This is a genomic window from Methanolinea sp., from assembly GCA_016699325.1.
Lineage (GTDB): Archaea > Halobacteriota > Methanomicrobia > Methanomicrobiales > Methanospirillaceae > UBA9949.
In genome coordinates, this window is the sequence record CP064971.1 from 524495 (window position 1) to 543370 (window position 18876).

General features: G+C 61.5%; 24 protein-coding genes and 1 tRNA gene. 13 read left to right on the forward strand and 12 right to left on the reverse strand.

Annotation, left to right across the window (positions count from 1 at the left end):
• The first annotated feature begins 2 nt into the window (after positions 1 to 2).
• The 9 genes from IPI71_02650 to IPI71_02690 all read left to right on the forward strand — a co-directional run bounded on the left by IPI71_02650 (position 3) and on the right by IPI71_02690 (position 5419).
• Complete coding sequence (locus IPI71_02650; protein ID QQR71430.1) at positions 3 to 623, forward strand: DNA replication complex GINS family protein; 621 nt, start codon at positions 3 to 5, stop codon at positions 621 to 623.
• Between the two features lie 38 nt (positions 624 to 661).
• Complete coding sequence (locus IPI71_02655; GenBank protein ID QQR71431.1) at positions 662 to 940, forward strand: 50S ribosomal protein L44e; 279 nt, start codon at positions 662 to 664, stop codon at positions 938 to 940.
• Between the two features lie 4 nt (positions 941 to 944).
• Positions 945 to 1133: a 30S ribosomal protein S27e gene (locus IPI71_02660; protein ID QQR71432.1), complete on the forward strand. Its 189-nt coding sequence runs from the start codon at positions 945 to 947 to the stop codon at positions 1131 to 1133.
• Positions 1134 to 1142: 9 nt separating this feature from the next.
• Entirely contained in the window at positions 1143 to 1931 is a 789-nt protein-coding gene (locus IPI71_02665; protein ID QQR71433.1) for a translation initiation factor IF-2 subunit alpha, read from the forward strand.
• Positions 1928 to 2089, forward strand: coding sequence for an RNA-protein complex protein Nop10 (locus IPI71_02670; GenBank protein QQR71434.1), 162 nt, complete (start codon positions 1928 to 1930; stop codon positions 2087 to 2089). Before IPI71_02665 ends, IPI71_02670 begins: the two co-directional genes overlap by 4 nt.
• Positions 2077 to 2832, forward strand: a complete 756-nt coding sequence (locus IPI71_02675) for a proteasome assembly chaperone family protein (GenBank protein QQR71435.1) — start codon at positions 2077 to 2079, stop codon at positions 2830 to 2832. Before IPI71_02670 ends, IPI71_02675 begins: the two co-directional genes overlap by 13 nt.
• A 1-nt stretch (position 2833) precedes the next feature.
• Positions 2834 to 3964: an endonuclease Q family protein gene (locus IPI71_02680; GenBank protein QQR71917.1), complete on the forward strand. Its 1131-nt coding sequence runs from the start codon at positions 2834 to 2836 to the stop codon at positions 3962 to 3964.
• A 91-nt stretch (positions 3965 to 4055) separates the two neighbouring features.
• Positions 4056 to 4226, forward strand: a complete 171-nt coding sequence (locus IPI71_02685; GenBank protein QQR71436.1) for a 4Fe-4S binding protein — start codon at positions 4056 to 4058, stop codon at positions 4224 to 4226.
• Positions 4223 to 5419, forward strand: coding sequence for an NAD(P)/FAD-dependent oxidoreductase (locus IPI71_02690; GenBank protein QQR71437.1), 1197 nt, complete (start codon positions 4223 to 4225; stop codon positions 5417 to 5419). The genes IPI71_02685 and IPI71_02690 overlap by 4 nt, the downstream gene beginning before the upstream one ends.
• Here the strand turns inward: IPI71_02690 and IPI71_02695 are convergent.
• Positions 5408 to 6076: a TrkA family potassium uptake protein gene (locus IPI71_02695; GenBank protein QQR71438.1), complete on the reverse strand. Its 669-nt coding sequence runs from the start codon at positions 6074 to 6076 to the stop codon at positions 5408 to 5410. The genes IPI71_02690 and IPI71_02695 overlap by 12 nt on opposite strands.
• A gap of 56 nt (positions 6077 to 6132) precedes the next feature.
• Between IPI71_02695 and IPI71_02700 the strand changes: the two genes are divergently transcribed.
• Complete coding sequence (locus IPI71_02700) at positions 6133 to 6780, forward strand: ribonuclease HII (protein QQR71439.1); 648 nt, start codon at positions 6133 to 6135, stop codon at positions 6778 to 6780.
• Between the two features lie 92 nt (positions 6781 to 6872).
• Positions 6873 to 8174 (forward strand): site-2 protease family protein, encoded by a 1302-nt coding sequence (locus IPI71_02705; protein QQR71440.1) that lies wholly within the window; start codon positions 6873 to 6875, stop codon positions 8172 to 8174.
• Positions 8175 to 8297: 123 nt separating this feature from the next.
• Here the strand turns inward: IPI71_02705 and IPI71_02710 are convergent, their stop codons facing one another.
• Together IPI71_02710 and IPI71_02715 are read right to left on the reverse strand one after the other, a co-directional pair.
• Positions 8298 to 9401: an SPFH/Band 7/PHB domain protein gene (locus IPI71_02710; GenBank protein QQR71441.1), complete on the reverse strand. Its 1104-nt coding sequence runs from the start codon at positions 9399 to 9401 to the stop codon at positions 8298 to 8300.
• A gap of 61 nt (positions 9402 to 9462) precedes the next feature.
• Positions 9463 to 9927 (reverse strand): NfeD family protein, encoded by a 465-nt coding sequence (locus tag IPI71_02715; protein QQR71442.1) that lies wholly within the window; start codon positions 9925 to 9927, stop codon positions 9463 to 9465.
• A 129-nt stretch (positions 9928 to 10056) separates the two neighbouring features.
• Here IPI71_02715 and IPI71_02720 point away from each other — a divergent pair, with 129 nt between their 5' ends.
• On the forward strand, positions 10057 to 10653 hold the full coding sequence (locus IPI71_02720; protein QQR71443.1) for a YIP1 family protein: 597 nt from the start codon (positions 10057 to 10059) through the stop codon (positions 10651 to 10653).
• A gap of 22 nt (positions 10654 to 10675) precedes the next feature.
• Here the strand turns inward: IPI71_02720 and IPI71_02725 are convergent, their stop codons facing one another.
• From IPI71_02725 to IPI71_02765, 9 genes are all read right to left on the reverse strand, one after another.
• On the reverse strand, positions 10676 to 11539 hold the full coding sequence (locus IPI71_02725; protein QQR71444.1) for a DUF89 family protein: 864 nt from the start codon (positions 11537 to 11539) through the stop codon (positions 10676 to 10678).
• A gap of 30 nt (positions 11540 to 11569) precedes the next feature.
• Positions 11570 to 11643 (reverse strand) — tRNA-Pro (locus IPI71_02730).
• Between the two features lie 112 nt (positions 11644 to 11755).
• Positions 11756 to 11944 (reverse strand): hypothetical protein, encoded by a 189-nt coding sequence (locus IPI71_02735; GenBank protein QQR71445.1) that lies wholly within the window; start codon positions 11942 to 11944, stop codon positions 11756 to 11758.
• Positions 11945 to 11967: 23 nt separating this feature from the next.
• Positions 11968 to 12216, reverse strand: coding sequence for a hypothetical protein (locus tag IPI71_02740; GenBank protein QQR71446.1), 249 nt, complete (start codon positions 12214 to 12216; stop codon positions 11968 to 11970).
• Positions 12217 to 12403: 187 nt separating this feature from the next.
• Entirely contained in the window at positions 12404 to 14245 is a 1842-nt protein-coding gene (locus IPI71_02745) for a DHH family phosphoesterase (protein ID QQR71447.1), read from the reverse strand.
• Between the two features lie 94 nt (positions 14246 to 14339).
• Positions 14340 to 15284 (reverse strand): ribonuclease Z, encoded by a 945-nt coding sequence (locus IPI71_02750; protein ID QQR71448.1) that lies wholly within the window; start codon positions 15282 to 15284, stop codon positions 14340 to 14342.
• Entirely contained in the window at positions 15281 to 16054 is a 774-nt protein-coding gene (locus IPI71_02755; GenBank protein ID QQR71449.1) for a sugar phosphate isomerase/epimerase, read from the reverse strand. Before IPI71_02755 ends, IPI71_02750 begins: the two co-directional genes overlap by 4 nt.
• Entirely contained in the window at positions 16045 to 16599 is a 555-nt protein-coding gene (fliE, locus tag IPI71_02760) for a flagellar hook-basal body complex protein FliE (protein ID QQR71450.1), read from the reverse strand. The genes IPI71_02755 and fliE overlap by 10 nt, the downstream gene beginning before the upstream one ends.
• The gene (locus tag IPI71_02765; protein QQR71918.1) at positions 16559 to 17398 is read right to left on the reverse strand and encodes an anaerobic ribonucleoside-triphosphate reductase activating protein; all 840 of its coding nucleotides are present in this window, start codon (positions 17396 to 17398) and stop codon (positions 16559 to 16561) included. Before IPI71_02765 ends, fliE begins: the two co-directional genes overlap by 41 nt.
• Before the next feature lie 182 nt (positions 17399 to 17580).
• Between IPI71_02765 and thiC the strand changes: the two genes are divergently transcribed.
• Positions 17581 to 18855: a phosphomethylpyrimidine synthase ThiC gene (thiC, locus tag IPI71_02770; GenBank protein QQR71451.1), complete on the forward strand. Its 1275-nt coding sequence runs from the start codon at positions 17581 to 17583 to the stop codon at positions 18853 to 18855.
• Positions 18856 to 18876: the final 21 nt, after the last annotated feature.

Genomic DNA, 18876 nt, shown 5'->3' on the forward strand with positions numbered 1-18876 from the left:
CCATGCACCTCGACGAACTCAGGAGCATCCTCCTCTCGGAACGGGAGACCGGCCGCCTCCTCGCCATCCCCCACGACCTCTACCATTCGGCGGAGAAGAACCTCGAAACGCTCCTTTCCGAGGTGTATGCCTGCGAGGACCCCTTCTCCGACCGGGCACGGATCCTGATCGAGCGGGTGAGCAGTATCCGGGAGACCCTCCACGACCTCTTCATGCTCCGGTCCGAGAAGATCCTCGCCCTCGCCCGCACCCAGGAAGAGGGGCAGTACGTCGAGCGGGATGAACTGAAACGGATGCTACCCGAGGAACGGGAGATGTTTGATGCCATAACGCTGGCGATATCCCATTCCCGGTGCCGCCTCATCCCGGTCCCGCCGGCAGGGGCTGGGGTGAGCCGGGCCGAGGCTGCCGCCGAGGCCGAGCGGTGTGCCGGGGTGCTTGAAGCCCAGTCCTCCGGGGCCGACTACGTGCTCTCCCGGATCCTCTCCGACATGGAACCGTTCATGGGGGTCGATGGCCGGATCTACCAGCTCCAAAGGGAGGACCTGGTGATGCTCCCCCTCCGGAACGCCGAAGTCCTGTGTGAGCGCAACATAGTCTTAAATATAAACCCGGGCAAATGATATTGATATTCCATACCGGGTAACCCGAGGTAAATACCATGAAAATGCCAGTGAAATTCAGGACCTACTGCCCGTTCTGCAGGAATCACCAGGTCCATGAGGTGGAGAAGGTCAAGAAGGGCAGGACCACCGGGCTCCACTGGATCGACCGCCAGAAGGCGCGGCGGAGCACGGTCGGGAACATGGGGAAGTTCTCCAAGGTTCCCGGAGGGGACAAGCCCACCAAGAAGATCAACGTCCGGTACCGCTGCAAGGCATGCGGCAGGGCTCACCTGCGCACGGGATTCCGGGTCGGAAAATTCGAGCTGACGGAGTGATCCCATGGTACAACAGTCGCGTAAAAACCGGAGCCGGTTCGCCAAGGTGAAGTGCCCGGACTGCGAGAACGAGCAGGTCGTGTTCGAGAAAGCGAGCACCGTGGTAGACTGCGTGGTCTGCGGCAGGGTCCTCGCCGAACCGGCGGGCGGAAAGGCGCGGATCACCGCGAAAATCCTGGAAACCTACGAGTGAGTAACCCGCATGAGTGAGCGATCATGGCCTTCGGCCGGTGAACTGGTGGTCTGCACGGTCAGGAACATCAAGGACTTTGCAGCGTTTGTCTCCCTCGATGAGTACGAGGGGCTCGAAGGCCTGATCCCCATCTCGGAGATCGCCACGGGCTGGATCAAGTACATTCGCGACCATATCCGCGAGGGCCAGAAGGTGGTCTGCAAAGTTCTCCACGTCGACCGGAGCCGGGGCCATATCGATCTCTCCTTAAAGGACGTCAATGACCACCAGCGGCGCGAGAAGATCCGCGAGTGGAAGAACGAATCTAAGGCGGCAAAGTGGATAGGATTTGCCGCCGAAGCCTCCGGAGAGAGCCCCGAGGTGATCAAGGCCGCCCTCATCAAGAGGTACGGCGACCTCTACTCGGTCTTCGAAGAGATCGTGTCCGGCGGTGAAGACTCCCTCAAAAAGATCGACCTCTCAGCGAAAGTCATTGCGGCCCTGGCCACGGTCGCCCGGGAGAATGTCAAGATCCCCCGGGTCACGGTCTCCGGGAACCTGGTGCTCACCACCATGAAACCGGACGGGGTGAACATCATCCGGCGGGCGCTCCGGAGTGCCGAACCAAAGATCGCCGACACGGAGATCGAGCTGACCTACCTTGGCGCCCCGATCTACCGGATCAAGGTCACTGCTCCGGACTACAAGCAGGCGGAGAAAGCCATCGAAAAGGCGGCGAACGCGGCCATCGGCGTTGTGGAACGGGCCGGCGGCGAGGGCAGGTTCGTCAAGAAACCGAAGTCCGGAAAGAGCACATGACCGCCCGGATCAGGCGCTGCCCCCGTGATTTTACCTATACCCTCCGGGACACCTGCCCGGTCTGCGGACATGCCACCGGGTCCCCACACCCCGCCCGGTTCTCTCCCGAAGACCGATACGGTCACGAGCGGAGGATTGCCCGAACATGGATGACATAACCGTCCGTTTCATCGACAGGACTCCCGGGGACGGGATATCCGCCCCGGTGCTCATCGAAGGTCTCCCGGGCATCGGCCATGTCGGCAAACTGGTTGCCGAACACCTGGTCCGGGAGCTCGGGGCAGAAAAGATCGCCGAGATCGCGTCCATTTTCTTCCCGCCCCAGGTCATCATCGATGAACAGGGAACCGTCCGGCTGGCCAACAACGAGGTATACTATTACGAAGGCGAAACGCACCGTCTCCTCTTCCTCGTGGGCGACTTCCAGGCGACCTCTGCGGAAGGACACTACCTCCTCGCCGATGCCTACCTCGACATTGCCGAAGCCTGCGGTGTGCAGCGGCTCTACACCCTGGGAGGGTACGGGGTCGGCCACCTGGTCGAGGAACCACGGGTGCTCGGCGCCGTGAACCAGTCGTCATTGCGAGAGAGCGTGGAGGCCGCGGGAGCGATCGTGAGCCGCGACGAACCGGGTGGAGGGATCGTCGGGGCGGCAGGCCTGCTCCTCGGCCTCGGCCTCCACAGGGGAATAGAAGGGATCTGCCTCATGGGCGAGACCTCGGGCTACCTCGTGGACCCCAGGAGCGCGGCAAGCCTGCTCCGTGTCGTCTCAACCCTCATCGGGATCGAGGTCGACCCGACCCTGCTCGAGCAGCGGGCCGAGGAGATGGAGTTCATGCTCCAGAAGCTCGTCGATGGGGACCGCATCTCGCAGGATGACGAGCTCCGCTACTTCGTGTGACATGCAGCTCTTCTCCGACCTGCACATCCATTCCTGTTTTTCCATCGCCTCCTCGAAGAACATGCTCCCTGGGGCTCTCCTCGCCTCCTGCAGGAAGAAAGGTATCGGAATCCTCGGCAGCGGTGATGCCCTCCATGCCGGGTGGCGGGACCTCTGGAGGGAGGCCCTCCGCAGCGAGACCGACGTGCTCGTGGTCCCCACCACAGAGGTCGAGGACCAGGACCGCGTCCACCACCTCATCGTCCTCGACTCGTTCGATCGCTGCCGGGAGCTGGAGGCGAGGCTTGCACCGCATGCCGGGAACCTCCACCGCACCGGCCGGCCCCGCATCAACCTCCCGGGGGAAGCGATCGCCCGTGCAGTTCATGCCGCCGAGGGTCTGGTTGGACCCGCCCATGCATTCACCCCCTGGACATCGCTCTACGCATCGTTTGATTCACCCGGGGAATGCTACGGAGAAGAGCCGGTTGATTTCCTCGAACTCGGCCTCTCCGCGGACAACAGCTACGGGACGGCGATCCCGGAACTGGCCGGCATCCCCTTCCTCACCAACTCCGATGCCCACAGCCCTGACCCGGCGCGGCTCGGCCGCGAGTTCACCGGCCTGACGATCAGGGAGAAGACGCCGGGCGGCGTGATCGACGCCATCAGAGAAGGGTCCATCTTCCTGAATGCCGGGTTCTTCCCCGAGCAGGGGAAGTACAGCCGGACTGCCTGTTCCCGCTGCTTCCGGCAGTTCAGCCGCACCGAGGCAGAGGCCGCACGGTGGAAATGCCCGGACGACGGCGGAAAGATCACCAGGGGGGTCGCCGACCGGGCAGCCGGCCTCTCAACCGGGCAGCCCACGGAGCGCCCGCCCTACCTGCACATCATCCCCCTCCCCGAGATCATAAGGACCGTCCTTTGCACCTCGTCACCGGCGACCCGCTCCTGCCGGGAGCTGTATGACCGGTTCATCGGTGCATTCGGTGACGAGATCCGGGTCCTGACCACGGTGCCGGTCGGCGAACTCGCCCTGGTGGACGACCGGGTCGCACGGGCCGTCGATGCCTTCCGTTCGTCCCGGGTGCACCTCGTTCCTGGCGGGGGAGGGCGATACGGGTCATTTTCTTTTTTTGAATCGGAAAGATAAGCCCGATTAACGATTATTTTTATGAACGGCGGGAGATTTGTGAAGTATCCTGAAGAAAGGATTATGGGTGCTCCGCGCCTATAGCATAAAGATGCTGAAGATTCACCGTGACATCTGCGGGTACTGCGGGTGCTGCGTCTCGATCTGCCCCGAGGGTGCGCTCGAGCTGATCGATGCCTACCTCGAGGTCGATGAGAGCTGCACCTCGTGCGGTATCTGCGCCAAGGTCTGCCCGCTCGGGGCCCTGGAGGTGATGAAGTGAAGGACTCCTACGACATCCTCGTCATCGGTGGCGGGCCGGGAGGGGCCCTGGCAGCGAGGACGGCGGCGACGGCTGGGTACTCCGTACTCCTCGTAGAAAAACGGCCGGCAATCGGGGCTCCCGTCCGGTGCGCAGAGGGTATCGGGAAGGAAGCTCTCGCAGAGTTCATCAAGCCCGATGAACGCTGGATATCTGCCGAGGTCACCGGCGCCGAACTGGTCGCCCCCGACGGCGTCTCCATGAAGCTTGCCTCGGAGGTTGCCGGGAGCAAGGTCGGCTATATCCTCGACCGGAAGTTCTTTGACCGCGAACTGGTCTGGCAGGCAGCAGAAGCCGGCGCCGATGTGATGGTAAAGACCCGGGCCTCGGCACCCATCCTCTCCGGCGGAGCCGTGAAAGGCGCCGTCCTGGAGTACTGCGGGTCGCGGAAGAAGGTCCATGCCGATCTCACGATCGCGGCCGATGGAGTCGAATCGAAGTTCTCCCGCTGGTGTGGCATCGATACCACTATCCCGGTCCGCGAGATCATGAGCGCAGCCCAGTACCTGATGACCGACATCGACATCGATCCTTCCATCACCATCTTCTACTTTGGAAACACCATCGCACCGGAAGGCTACGTCTGGGTCTTTCCCAAGGGAAACCGGACTGCCAACGTGGGGATCGGGATCTCGGGCAAGAAGAGCGGCCCCGGGAACCGGGCAAAGGATTACCTCGACCGGTTCGTTGCCGACAGGTTCCCAGCAGGAAAAACCATCGAATGCGTCGTGGGCGGGGTCTCGGTCTGCCGGCCCCTCGAATCAACGGTCATGGACGGACTGATGGTGATCGGGGATGCAGCCCGGGTCGTCGACCCCATGACCGGCGGGGGCATCTACAATGCCATGTTCACCGGCCGCCTCGCAGCCGAAGTGGGGGCCAGAGCCATCGCGGACGGCGCCTGCACGAAGGAAGCCCTAATGCCCTACGATGAAGGCTGGCGGAATTCCCCCCTCGGCAAGGCCATCGAGCGGAACTGGCACATCAAGGAGAAGTTCATCACCCTCTCGGACGCCAAACTCAACGCCATCATCCACTCGGCAAAAGCGCTGGACCTGAAGGACTTCTCGACCATATCGCTCGTAAGGGAGATCATCAAGCGAAACCCCCTCCTCCTCGCCGACCTTGCCGGCCTGATGGCCTCAATCAGGTGACTTGCGCAGCTGGCGGTTGAGGAGCTCGAGCGTCTCGCTCTCCGCCTCTTTTTTGGTGAACACCGTGATGGTGTCCCCGGGCCGGATCTTGACCCCTCCCCCGGGAATGATCAGCTCTCCGCCGAGCCTCCGGATGGCGATGAAGACAAAGTCCTTGACCTTGAGCTCGCGGATCTCTTTGTCCACGATCGGTGCCCCCTTCTCGGCAATCACTTCAAAAATGGTCCCCCCGGGGATGGAGGCAAGCTGCTGGAGCATCGGGTTCTTCGCCCAGTAGTAGAGCCGCGAAGCCACCAGCTCATCGGGATTCTCGCTGATCTTCACCCCGACCTCCTTGAAGAGGTCCGAGTGCCCGGTCTGGTTGACGATCGAGACCACGTTCTGGACCTTGTAACGCTTGGCAAGCCAGCAGGTCATCAGGTTCACCGAGTCGTCGCTGGTAGTGGCCACGAGCGCATCGGCACGGTCCACCCCCGCATCCTCCAGTGTGGCCTTGTCCGTGGAATTGCCGGTGATGGCCAGCACGTCGTAGTGCTCGAGCATGTCGCTGCAGCGCTGCTCGTTACGGTCGATAATAACCACATTATCGCCGTGCTCGACCGCCTGCGCTGTCAGGCTCCTCCCGATGCCACCGAGCCCGACAATGATAATGTACATAGTTCTCCGTCCATCATTGGCATTGAAATATCTTGTGCATCGTATTACTGAATACGATGTTCTGCGGTGTGGACGAAGCAGGGAAGGGCGCCGTGCTAGGCCCCCTGGTGGTCGCCGCGGTCGCCTGCCACACCCCGGGGGACCTCGACGGGATCCCGGTGAAGGACTCAAAGGCGCTCCGCCAGGCAGAACGGGCCCGCCTCTCAGACCTCATCACCACCCGCCTCCGTTCAGCGGTCCTGGTGATCGATTCCGGCGACATCGACGCTTTCCGCCGGAACTCCAGCATGAACCTCCTCGTGGCCCGCGCCCATGCCCGGGTGATCGCGGAACTCCGGCCGCACCGGGCCTACGTCGACGCCTGTGACGTCATCGCCTCCCGGTACGGCCGGACCGTAGCCGCCTGCCTGGACTTTCCCTGCCGGGTCACGGCCGAGCACCATGCAGACGAGAACCGGCCCGTTGTCTCAGCGGCAAGCATCGTTGCCAAGGTCGCACGGGACCGGATCATTGGCGACCTTGCAGCATCGTTCGGCGAGATCGGCAGCGGGTACCCCTCTGACGAGAAGACCATCGCCTTCCTTGACCGGTACATCCGGGATCACGGGAGGCCGCCCTCCTGCGCCCGGGCATCGTGGGAGACCACGCGGGCCCTGGTCTGCCAGGCCGAACAGTCCGATCTCTCGCGCTTTTTTGTCCTGTAAAGCCAGGTGCCGCATCACGGGAGGAGGGGAGAGAAACGACCTTTTTTCCTTTATCCAAACCGTTATCTGCCATCCTTCCCCACATCTGAAGAATGGACTGGCTCCTGGTACTGATGCTCCTCGTCGCAGTCTATGCTGTCGGAGCGCTCGTTGTCAGGCAAAAAGGTCTCTTCTCCGACCACATCGTTTTCTACGGCCCGATCATGGCCATAAAGAGCATGAAGGTCGGCTTCTTCGACCGGTTCCGACGCTTCTCGACCTTCCTGCGCATCTATGCCAGTTTCGGGGTGGTGATGGTGGTGATCATCTCCATCGGCATGACCGTGCTTCTCATCCTCTCCCTCCAGTTCACCTTCGCTGTCCGCCCCCCACCGACCGGGATCTACGCCCCCCAGAACATCCTCCTGATCCCCGGGATCAACGAGTATATACCCTCAACCATCGCCGTCTGGCTGGCATTCGTGATCACCATCGCCATCCACGAGTTCGGCCACGGCATCCTATCCCGGGTGGAGAATATCGCGGTCAGGAGCTTCGGGGCCCTCCTCCTGGTGGTGCCGATCGGTTTCTTCGTCGAGCCTGATGAAGAAGACCTGGACCGGACCACGGGCATGCGCAAGATCCGGATGTTCGGGGCCGGGATCACCAACAACATAGTGATCGGGGCGATCTGCTTCATCGTGATGATCCTGCTCATGGGCCTGGTCGTGCCGGTCACCGGGCCGATCATCGGTGGCGTGTTCCAGAATTTTTCCGCGGACCAGGCAGGGGTCCCTGCCTACTCCATCATCCAGGCGGTGGACGGCACGGCAGTCCAGACCCCGGGCGAGGTCTCGGACCTCCTGAACGCCACCCGGCCGGGCGATACCATCACCCTAACCGTGCTCCACGGGGGCACACGCTCCGACCACGACCTGACCCTGACGGAGTGGCCGGAAGGGATGCCGGCCCACGAATCGGGATTCATGGGTATCTCGTATTACCACGGGGAGCTGATCCTCCAGGCCATCGGCGACAGCATTTCTCCCATCGGCTTCCTCCGGTTCCTGACCGTACCCTTTGATATCACCGGGTTTGGAAACCCGTTCCGCATCCTGGCTCTTGAGACCCCTGCCCAGCAGTTCTACAACGCGCCCTTTGCCGGGTTCTGGGGGATCATCCATTTCCTCTTCTGGTGCGGCTGGATCAATATCAGCGTGGGCATCTTCAATGCCATCCCCATGGTCCCCCTGGACGGTGGATACATCCTGAAGGAAGGAGTCGAGCGGGCTTTCGAGCGGAGGGGATGGTTGCGGTTCGCCCCGGTGGTGACCTCAGCTGTCTCCACCCTGATGGTGGTCATCCTGCTCTCCCTGATCATGCTCCCCCACCTCTTCTCGATCGTGGGCCCGTAGGACGCCACCTGGAGCAGGGAACAGGGCTTAATAATAGCACTTGTGCCCATTGGGAGGGACAGGCATGAAGGGATGCCTGAGGCAGGTTCATGCCTGCTTGAACAACGACCGGGGATGGTTGCTTCAGCCCTCGTCCTTCCCGATCTCCTCGATAAATTCATCGGCAGGCCGCCGCTTCGCCTTGCCGATATCCTTCAGCTCGTCGACCGAGATCTCGGTGGCGATCTTGGTGTCCATCTCCTTGAGGATTGCCCTCACTTCGTCGTAGGTCGGGACGGTCCCGAGGATCTCTTCGGGAGGCAGCACTCCTTCCGGCCGCTCGACCGGTGCTTCTTCCTCGGCCCCGATGAACTTTGCTGCCTGCTTGATCAGGCCGGATATCTCGAAGGGGAAGATGATCTTCGTGGCCTGGCCCGATGACATCTCCTTGAGCGTGTCCAGGGAGAGGACGGTGATGGCCTTCTTGTCCAGAGGACGGGAGCCCACCGAGAGGATCCGGAGGGCCTGCGCATCCCCCTGCGCCTGGAGGATGCGGGAGATCCGCTCCCCTTCAGCCCGGAGCACCTTGCTCTGGCGGTCACCCTCGGCCTCGAGGATCATGCTCCGCTTCGTCCCCTCCGCCTTGAGGATTGCCGACCGCTTATCGCCGTCTGCCCGGAGGATCGCTGCCCTCCTGGCCCGCTCTGCCGCGGTCTGCTCGGTCATGGCCTGCTTGACCGCCCCGACCGGGTCGACTTCCTTGATCTCCACCCGCTCGACCTTCACGCCCCAGGCATCGGTTTCCCGGTCGAGGATATCCCGGAGCCTGGTGTTGATGATGTCCCGGTTGTAGAGGATCTCATCGAGCTCCATGTCCCCGATTATCCCGCGCAGGCTCGTCTGGGCGAGGGCCACCGTGGCCATCCGGTAATTGGAGACCTCGAAGAATGCCTTCTCGGGGTCGATGACCCGGATGTACACGATGGCATCCACGTTGGTCGGGGAATTGTCCTTGGTGATTACCTCCTGGGAAGGGACATCCATCACCTGCGTCCGGAGGTCGAGCTTCACCACGTTGGTGATGAGGGGCATGACCCACCGGAACCCGGGGTTCATCCGGCCGATGTAGCGGCCAAGCCGGATCTGGAGGCCCTGCTCGTAGGGCTGGATGATCACCACTCCCCGGGCAAAGATGATCACGATGGCGGTGATCAGAAAGATGGTAACCAGCGTCTCTAGGACAGCCATGTCCGTTCGCCTCCCGGGCAGGACCGTATGACGCATCCACGAAGGGATGCTCTCTCTCTCTTCATGCTCTCACTTCCTCGACAACGATATGAACTCCCTCGGACCTGACCACCCTCACCCGGACCCCTGCAGCGATTTCTCCGGTTTCGCTCCGGGCACTCCACTCCTGCCCGGCGACCTGGACCTTGCCTTCGAGAGAATCGGGAATGACTTTCCGGGTCACGATCCCTTCCCGCCCGAGAAGAGAATCCCTGCTGATGGTGACAGGGTAAGCCTCGTCCGGGTTGATCCTGCGGTACATCCAGATGGTCACGAGAGATACGGCGAGCGCGATGAGCACCCCGAGGAGGATCCCGGCAAGCGATGAGAAGACGTTCACGCCAAGGACGAACAACACCCCAAGGATGATGAGCACCGTTCCGGGAACGGCGATGAAGAACCCCGGGCTGGTGGTCTCGAGAACCAGGAACGCGGTCCCCATGAGGATCATGATCCAGCCGATGGTAAGGCTGATCTGCTCGGCCATGTGACATGGTATGCCGGGCAGGGAGAAAAAATGGTTGGACGGTCCCGCAGTACCGGTCCTTCTGCTGCCGGACCGGTGCCTCCGCCGATACGCTACCTATATATGAGACCACCGCGCACGTGTGATGGAATGGCGTTCACGGTCCCTGACAAAATGCGGGGATTCCTCTTTAATCCTTCAGAATCGTTCTGGAAGGTTGCCGATGAGGATGCCAGGGACACCCTCCTGTATTTCCTGTTCATCGCCGTCATCTACGCCATCCTCTCAACGGTCATGACCGCCATGGGGGTGTTCAACCACCCGTTCCTTGCCCTGTTCGGGTTCCGGTTCGGGATCGACCGGATCGAACTGCTCGTCATGAAGTTCCTGGCGTTACTGGTATTTTCCTGGCTCTTTGCCCTCGTCTACGCGCTTCTCCTCCACTTCTGGGTCTGGTTGATCGGAGGCAGGAAAGGAGTTGTCCAGACCGTCCGGTCGGTGTTCTACAGCCTGACCGCCCTGATGCTGACAGGGTGGGTCCCTTATATCGGACCGCCGATCGGCCTCCTCTGGACCCTGGTAGTGGGAATCATCGGGGTCGAGGAACTCCAGCACCTGTCCCGGCTGTGGGCCGCTGCAGCGATCGTCATGGCCATCCTCACCTGGCTGGTGGTATTGCCGGCCTTCTTCCAGGACCTGCTGGTGGAGGTCATCATGACCGGCCCGCCCCTGACCGGGCCGTACTGATCCCCCGGCAAAAAAAACTGTCCTACCGGTCGCTTTCGCGGAGCATGGCGACCTTTGAACCCCGCGGGACCCCAATCTCCTCGGCAATCGGTTCGCACTTGACTGCCATCAGGAAGGCTACCGGAGGAAGGCCGGTATATTCAGAGAGGGATTCATAGTTGGCCATGCCCTTGGCGATAATCAGGGTGCAGGTCTCAACGGCCTCTGCCAGCTCCTCCGGCATGCAGTCGAGCCGCACCGCCAGTTCGCAGCCGCATCCGGTGGTGGTGATGGTCCGGACAAACCGATCGAGGCGCAGCGCCCGCGCCTCTTTTAGAGTTGCGTCGTTCAGGATGGGCGCGTCCCGGACCGCGAGGGTGACTGATGATCCCAGCCGGTTCAGTTCCTCGAGGAGCAGGCGATCGAAGACGATCTCGCCGCAGTTGTCGGTGAAGTAGACCACCCGGGAGAGCAGCCTGCGGATCCGGTCGCAATCGTCGATGACAAGGCCGGCCGCGAACTCCTGCCGGAAGTAGGAGAGAAAGTCCCCGGTCACGGTGTGCCCCTTGACCCCATAGTCGTAGGTATTGCCGATGATAGAGGCAAGCACGAAGTCCCGGAAACCCGAGAGCGTGCCCCGGACTTCCCGGCAGACCGCGATGGCTTCCCGGGTGCTCTCCTCCTTCAGTGCGACAAAGGGATCCGCTGATCCCAGCATCTGGTATGCCCGGCGGTGTATGGCACTTGCGACCTGGGGGTTGGGGAGTGGTGCATGCCGGAGCTCTCCAAGCAGGGCCGCACAGCTCTCCTGCACCTCCCGCGTCTTCTCCTCTCCGGCACCGCAGAGACGACACTCGAGGCTGACCCGGGAGAGGAGACATCCAAAACAACGGTCATCGAACTTCATAAATCCCTGGCACCTCAAAAGGTTCTGGAATGGGGCCACCGCGATTTGAACGCAGGTCAGAAGACCCCCAGTCTCCTAGGATGGCCAGGCTACCCTATGGCCCCGCTCTTATAGACTGGGCGAGGATTACATATCTAATTTCCCGTTCTGCCCCGTTTCACCCACCGGGGGAAGAACGGAGCGGGGCGGCACGGGCCCCGGGAAGCAGGTGGGCGGTTAAATTTTCTCGATGGTGACCCGGACCCGGTCCCCGGCCTTGAGGCCATGACCCTTGGGAACGTCGATGTTGAACCACAGGACGGACGGGTCGTCCTGGGTGTTGTCCTGGGCCATCAGGCAGTCCTTGTGCTCATTGACGATGGCCACGAACTCGATGGCCGATTCGAACATTGCGATCTTCGCCATAAAAAAAGGTGCAATTCCGGAATTTACGCACCCCGGGATGTCACCATCCAGGTCGTGCTGTTCGAATAACTCCACTTGATGATCGCCAGTTCCTGGCAGATCTCGGAGAGGATGGCCATGTTGGTCCCCACCTCCTTTGCTGAAAGCCCAAGCTCCTTTGCAATGTACTTTGACTTGAAATAGTGCTTGCCTTTCGACAACCCGCCCAGCAGGTAGGTGACGATCCTGTGCTGGGTCTCATTGTACCGGTTCCGGATGTTACCCGATGACATATTGTATCGCCTCAGCAGTGTGAGATGTAATTGTCTCCCTTATGTATAAATACCTATCTGTATAGTAATCCTGGAAGAAAGCATATAAATAAGTTCTTTTGCGAAACCAGACCATTAACTGCGAATTTCATCGCACTTACCAAAAGGTTATAATGACGAACCAGGAGGTTGGAGAACGCCCCTGCCCTCAGACCCCTGCCTGCACCCGTGAGATCTTCCCGATGAGGCCCTGCAGGACTTCATCACGCATGCCTTCCACGAACTTGATGCTCCCGACCACCAGGTGCCCCCCGCCGCTGATCCCGCCACCAGGTATCTCCTCGTGGAGCTCGCGGATCATCTTCGGGATATTCATCATCACTCCCTTGGAACGGAGCACTGCAAAGTCAGGGCCAAACCCGATGGTGACTACCGGGGATCCGGCATGTTTCTGGCAGAGGCGGTCGTGCACTTCGCCTGAGGTCTTGCCCGGCGGGGGGAAGGTGAACTTGTGCGCATGGATCTCAACATCGAGGAGGAAGAGCTCGGCCCCGTTGGCAAGCGTCTGGTGGCGGACATGGGGCATCGAGGCATTCATCTGCTCCTCGATCGCAGCGTTGGCTCCCTCGACGAGCAAAGCGACCAGTTTCCGGTGCCGCCCTGGTTCCCCGGTCAGGTTAAGGATATCCTTGATTATCTCGCGACCGTCGTTGAACCGGAGCCAGAACTGCTCGTAATCAAGCGCAAGGGCGATATCCCTGCAGTCCTGGTCGGAGTAGCGGTCCCGCACCAGGTCATGGTAGAGCCTGCGCTCGGGCGCCTCGCTACGGTCGCCTGCCCCGGCAATAGCAGGGATGTGTTTGATGGCCTCTTCGACCGCGGGATTGATGAGCCGTGCGACTTCGGTCCCCAGCATCCCCGCGGTGATCCCGAAATCGCCGCCGGCATGGTACGGGTTCACGTGCCCGGCAAGGTACTGGTCGATGATCTCGTCGGGGTGGTGGTGGTCGACAACCACGACGGAGATCCCGTAGACCTGCGCGACCTTGAGCGAGGGGAGATCCTCTTCGGTGGACCCGTTGTCGGTCAGGAGCACGAGGGGGAGCTTCTGGCCGAACCGGACATGGTCTTTCAATGCGAAATCGAGATCCCGGGTGACATCTTCGATCTCGTAGAACGGAGCCTTGGAAGGGGAACGCTTGAAGAGGAAGTAGTCGGCATCGAAATCGCCGCCGGATTCCCTGATGAGCGAGGTCACCGCCTGCTCGATAGCCACCGCAGAACAGATGCCATCGGCATCGGCATGGTGACGGAGGATGATCGGTTGGGCCGTGAAGACCGCACGCCGAATGATCTTGGCGACCTCCCGCATGCTGGGCCTGAGCTTCTCAAGCACCTCGCTCCGCACGAGGAGCGGGATATCTGGGGGTTCCGATCGCTGGTCGAGCGCCCTTTCGATCCGCTGCCTTACCTGCGCTTCCTCCTCCCCGGAGAGGATGGAGAGCGACTCCACTTCGATCTGGAGCTGGTTGTTGCGGACCATCACCTCGCCCGTGATGCCGGCGATATCCCCGAGCTTTGCATCGGGGTAGGCGCGTACACCGGCTTCGATGAAGGCCGCCGCGTTCTCGGTACCTGACTCGTCGACAATGGTGAAGATGGTCGGGCCGCTCGTCTGCTTGATCTGGGCGATTTCGCCCTCGATCCTGACGGTCCGTCCCACCCTGGTGCCTAGCTCCGCGAGCCGGACGGTCGTGGATTTCCGCTCAACCATCTCAACGGTGTAGACCGGGTAAGTCACCTCTTCGAGATCGATATTCCCGTTATCCCTGATGTTCCTGACCCTGACCAGGATGGTCTCGCGTTCCTTGTGCCTGGTCCTGATATTACTCTTATGAACCAGCCCCTTCATCCGTTCGTTCAGCTGGACGAAAGTGCCGAAGTTGGCAAACCCCTGCACGCGACCGATGTAGACCTTGCCCTGTTCGACATCGCCAAGGTCGCAACCCGGCCCCAAGCGGTATACCGTTACGTCATCTGGGTTATCCATACATTCACCGATATGATCCTCATCCGTTATTCGAAACTCTACGTACCCATGCGCGGGCGCCGCTTATCATTGTATGGAAAAACCACCCGGAGCATCATCCCTCTTCAGGGAAGGGGATCTCGATGACATCGAGGTCTGAAGGGGCTATCACCGTCCCGGAGAACAGCCGGGATGCGTCCTTCAGGTGACCGGCAGTCGAAGTGTACCGCGAACTGATATGGACGAGGGCGAGCATGCGGGCCCCGAGTGCCCGGGCCGCTTCGCCTGCTTCCCCTGCGGTGGCATGGTAGACCTCCCGCGCCCGCCCGATCTCCTGGTCATCGAAGGTGGCATCGTGGATTAGGAGGTCAGGGCTTTTACAGAACTCTAGTATGGTTCGGTGCACCGGACGGGTGTCGCCGGTATAAATGATCGATCGCCCGGGACGGGGAGGGCCCATGACGTCACCGGGATAGATATGGACTTCCACCCCGTCACGGGAGATACAGACCGTCTCCCCGCGCTGGAGCCTCCCGAAGAGCGGTCCCGGCGGCACTCCCAGCCGGACGGCCTCTTCCCTGCTGAACCGCCCGGGACGGCTGTCCTCCTCGAGGATGTAGCCGATGCTCTCCATCCCGTGGTCGGTGGAGAAAGCTTTCACCCGGTACCCGGTGAACCGTATCTCGGATCCGTGGGACATCTGGACCGATGAGAGGGGGAACCGGAGGTTGTAACGGGAGAGGGCCCGGATCGCCGATACCGCTTCATGGACCCATACCGGCCCGTAAACCGGCAGGGGCTCCGTCCTCCCGATGAAGGAGAGCGTCTGGGCGAGCCCGGCGATACCCAGGAAATGGTCGGCGTGCCAGTGGGTAACGAAGATGGCGTCCACGGTAAACCCGGTCCGGGCCCGCATCATCTGCTGCTGGGCCCCCTCCCCGCAATCGAACAGGAGCGTATCGGATCCCCGGCGGACCATTATGCAGGGCGGGTTCCGCATCGGGGTCGGGAGCGCCCCGGCCGTCCCGAGGAAAAAGACGTGCAGGGTCTCCCCGCTCACGCCCGCCACCCCTGCACCCGGGAGAGGCTGATCCTTCCCTCTTCAAGCGACCGCCCCTCAACTACCGCCACGCCGGTATAGTCCCGGACGATGCAGGGGCCGACGAGGTCCCAGTCGATGGTGCCGGCACCGATGGCGAGATGCTCATCGCTCGCACCGTGGTTATCATGGATATGCAGGTGCGATGCCCTGGGGAGGAAGGGGAGGAATTCACGGACCCTTCCGACCGTGTGGGCATGCCCGATATCGATGGTCACTCCAATCCCTTCGATCCCGTCCACCATGCCGAACAGTTCCCCGGGCTCCCTGCAGAGGTACTCCCTGAGGGCGATCATGTTCTCGAGGCAGGCCATGACAGAGCAATCCGATGCCACCCGCCCGATAATCCGGAGCGCCTCCTTCTGCTGGTCCCATGCCCGGCCGGGCATGATCTTTCCTGCCGGAGAAAGGTATCCGGGATGGATGGTCACCCGGTCGGTCCACGCCGAGGCTGCCTCGATGCAGGTGCAAATCTGCCGGATCGATTCCCGCCAGATCGGGTCGTTGAGTGTTGCGAGGTTGAGGTCTCCGTAGGGGGCGTGCACCGTAATACCGAGCCGGGTGCTCTGGATGACCTCATCGATACGGGCGATGGTATCGGCATTGTCCAGGCGATACGACCCGTCTGCGACAATCTCCCACCCTGAATAACCGGCATCCTCGATCCCAAAGACCCACTCGATGGCGTCCCACACCCGTGCCGATGAGGAGAAATAGGGGGTTACCGGCATTTGTCCTCCCTGATACCTTCGAGGAGCTGCCGTGCCTGGTCCCCAAAAGCCTCCAGGTCGCGGTCATTGAGGATGAGCATATCGGCACAGGCAAGGGCACGCCCCAGCCCCCAGGAGATCTCGCGGCGGTCGCGCTCTCTCAGCTCCTCGCGGTCGAGCCGGTCGTCCTCCCTGCCCCGCGAGGAGAGGCGTGCCAGCCGGGCTTCGAACGGTGCGTCCACGCCGATGAGGATGAACCCGGGAAAGTGGGACCGGAAGAGATCGACTTCCGCATCGCCGCGAATACCGTCAACCAGGACCACCGGGGCGGCCTGTCGCTCGATCTCCGGGATACAGAGGTCCGCAACAACTGCCATTCCCCGCTCCTTCCGGAGATTGCCTGCCATTTCCCCGAGATTCCTGTCGGTGACCGGGAGACCGGACCGGATCACGGTGTCCCGGATGACGTCTCCCATCACTACCACGGGAATACCCATGGCCCGGGCGATCCGAGAAAGCTCTCCTTTACCGCTGGCAGGAAGGCCAACAACCCCGATCACTTTCATACACCACTTCTCCCTGCTCCCGGGTCCGAATCCTGATCATCCGGCCCAGCCGTTTCATCGATTCTGCGAGCACTGCCAGCTCCTCGTAGCTCAGGGGTGCCCGCTCCCCCTCGATTTCCCGCCGGCTCTTCCGCACACTTCCCCCCGCCTGGTCCGTGCCGGTCCATTCTTTCCAGAACCGTTTCCGGATCCCCTGCTGGAGCACGAGGGTCCCCCGCGGCAGATGGTCGGCAATCCCGATGATCTCCCGCTCGTTTCCCCAGAATATGGTGAGCACGATCTCGAATTCCGGTAGCCTGCCCGACATCCGGGCGTCCTCGCAGATCGCGATCGACCGGTCGGCCTGGAGCGCGTAGTCCCTGCTGCAGGACCCGGCATACCCTTCCCATCGCTTGGCATACCCTTCCCACCGCGACTTGTAATCAAGGGCGATCCGGTCAACCAGCCCCTCGTCGATGAGGAGTGCCAGGGTGTCAGGGAAGTAGCCGTTGGTCTGGATGCCCACGAGCAGGCCCCGATCCTTTGCTGCCCGGCAAAGAGCGGCGAGGGGGGCTGGCTGCATTGTTGGCTCACCGCCCGAGAAGATGACTCCCGAGACGAGGGGGCGGGCGGCATCGATAAGGGCGATAATCTCCCCGGCATCCCGCTCGTCTTTCCCGGTCTGGATGGTTGCGTTATGGCAGTAGGAGCAGCGCAGCGGGCAGCCGCGGAAGAACACCGTGCAGACTGCCCTTCCCGGCCAGTCCTTGGTAGAAAGATCTACAAAGCCTCCGTAGTTGACCTTCACTCCTCTCACCATTCCATAGATCATGGCATAGCGGCTTTCTTCAAACTATTGAAAGCGGTTAAAACGACCGCCCGACCTCTGTTAAAATTACTTTGCGTAAACGTAAATCAAATTTACTTGTTGAGAAGACAAGCAAGATTTAGTCCGTAATCGTAAAAAGAGCCTTTATCAGGTCTTTTGAGAAACTTCTATCCATGAGCCTCATAGACAGCGCCAGGTCGGGCACCATCACCGAAGAGATGCGTGTCGTGGCCCGGCAGGAAGGAGTGACCGAGGACTTCATCAGGAGAGGAATTTCCGGAGGCCACATTGTCATCCCGATCTCCCCCTACCGCGAAGTGAAACTCTGCGGGATCGGTGAAGGCCTGCGGACCAAGGTGAACGCATCCGTCGGCACCTCCTCAGATATCGTTGACATCCCCATGGAGATCGAGAAGACCCGGATGGCGGAGAGGGCAGGCGCAGATACCCTGATGGAACTCTCGACCGGGGGAGACTTCACCGAGATCCGCAAACAGGTCATCGCCAATACCACCCTCTCGGTCGGGAGCGTCCCGCTCTACCAGGCCTTCATCGAAGCCGCCCGGAGGGACGGCGCGGTGGTCCACATGCGCGAGGACGACCTCTTCCGGATCACGGCCGAGCAGGCGAAGCTGGGGACCAACTTCATGGCCATCCATACCGGCATCAACTGGGAAACCGTCAAGCGCCTAAAAAACCAGGGCCGGCACGGCGGGCTGGTCTCCCGGGGAGGGGCATTCATGACGGCGTGGATGCTGCATAACGACAAGGAGAACCCGCTTTACTCGGAGTTCGATTACCTGCTGGAGATCATGAAGGAGCACGAGGTCACCCTCTCCACCGGCAACGGGATGCGTGCCGGCGCAGTGCACGACGCCACCGACCGGGCCCAGATCCAGGAGCTGATCATCAATGCCGAGCTTGCAGACAAGGCCCATGCCCAGGGCGTCCAGGTCATCGTGGAAGGTCCGGGCCACATCCCCATAGACGAGGTCGAGGCAAACGTCATCCTCCAGAAAAGGGTGACCAACCGGAAGCCCTTTTACATGCTCGGCCCGCTGGTGACCGATATTGCCCCGGGATACGACGACCGCGTGGCCGCCATCGGGGCCTCGCTCTCATCGGCCTACGGTGCTGATTTCATCTGCTATGTGACCCCCTCCGAGCACCTCGCGCTCCCCACGCCCGAGGAGGTATACGAGGGCGTGATGAGTTCCCGGATCGCTGCCCATGTCGGGGACATGATCAAGCTCAGGAAGCGGGACGCGGACCTCGAGATGGGTCATGCCCGCCGCGATCTCGACTGGGAGCGGCAGTTCCAGCTGGCCATGAACCCGACCCGTGCCAGGCAGATCCGGGACGAACGGATGCCTGCGGATACCGATGCCTGCACCATGTGCGGCGATTACTGTGCCCTGAAGATCGTGAACCGGCACTTCAATTTCTAACTTTTTTCCAAAAAAAAAGGA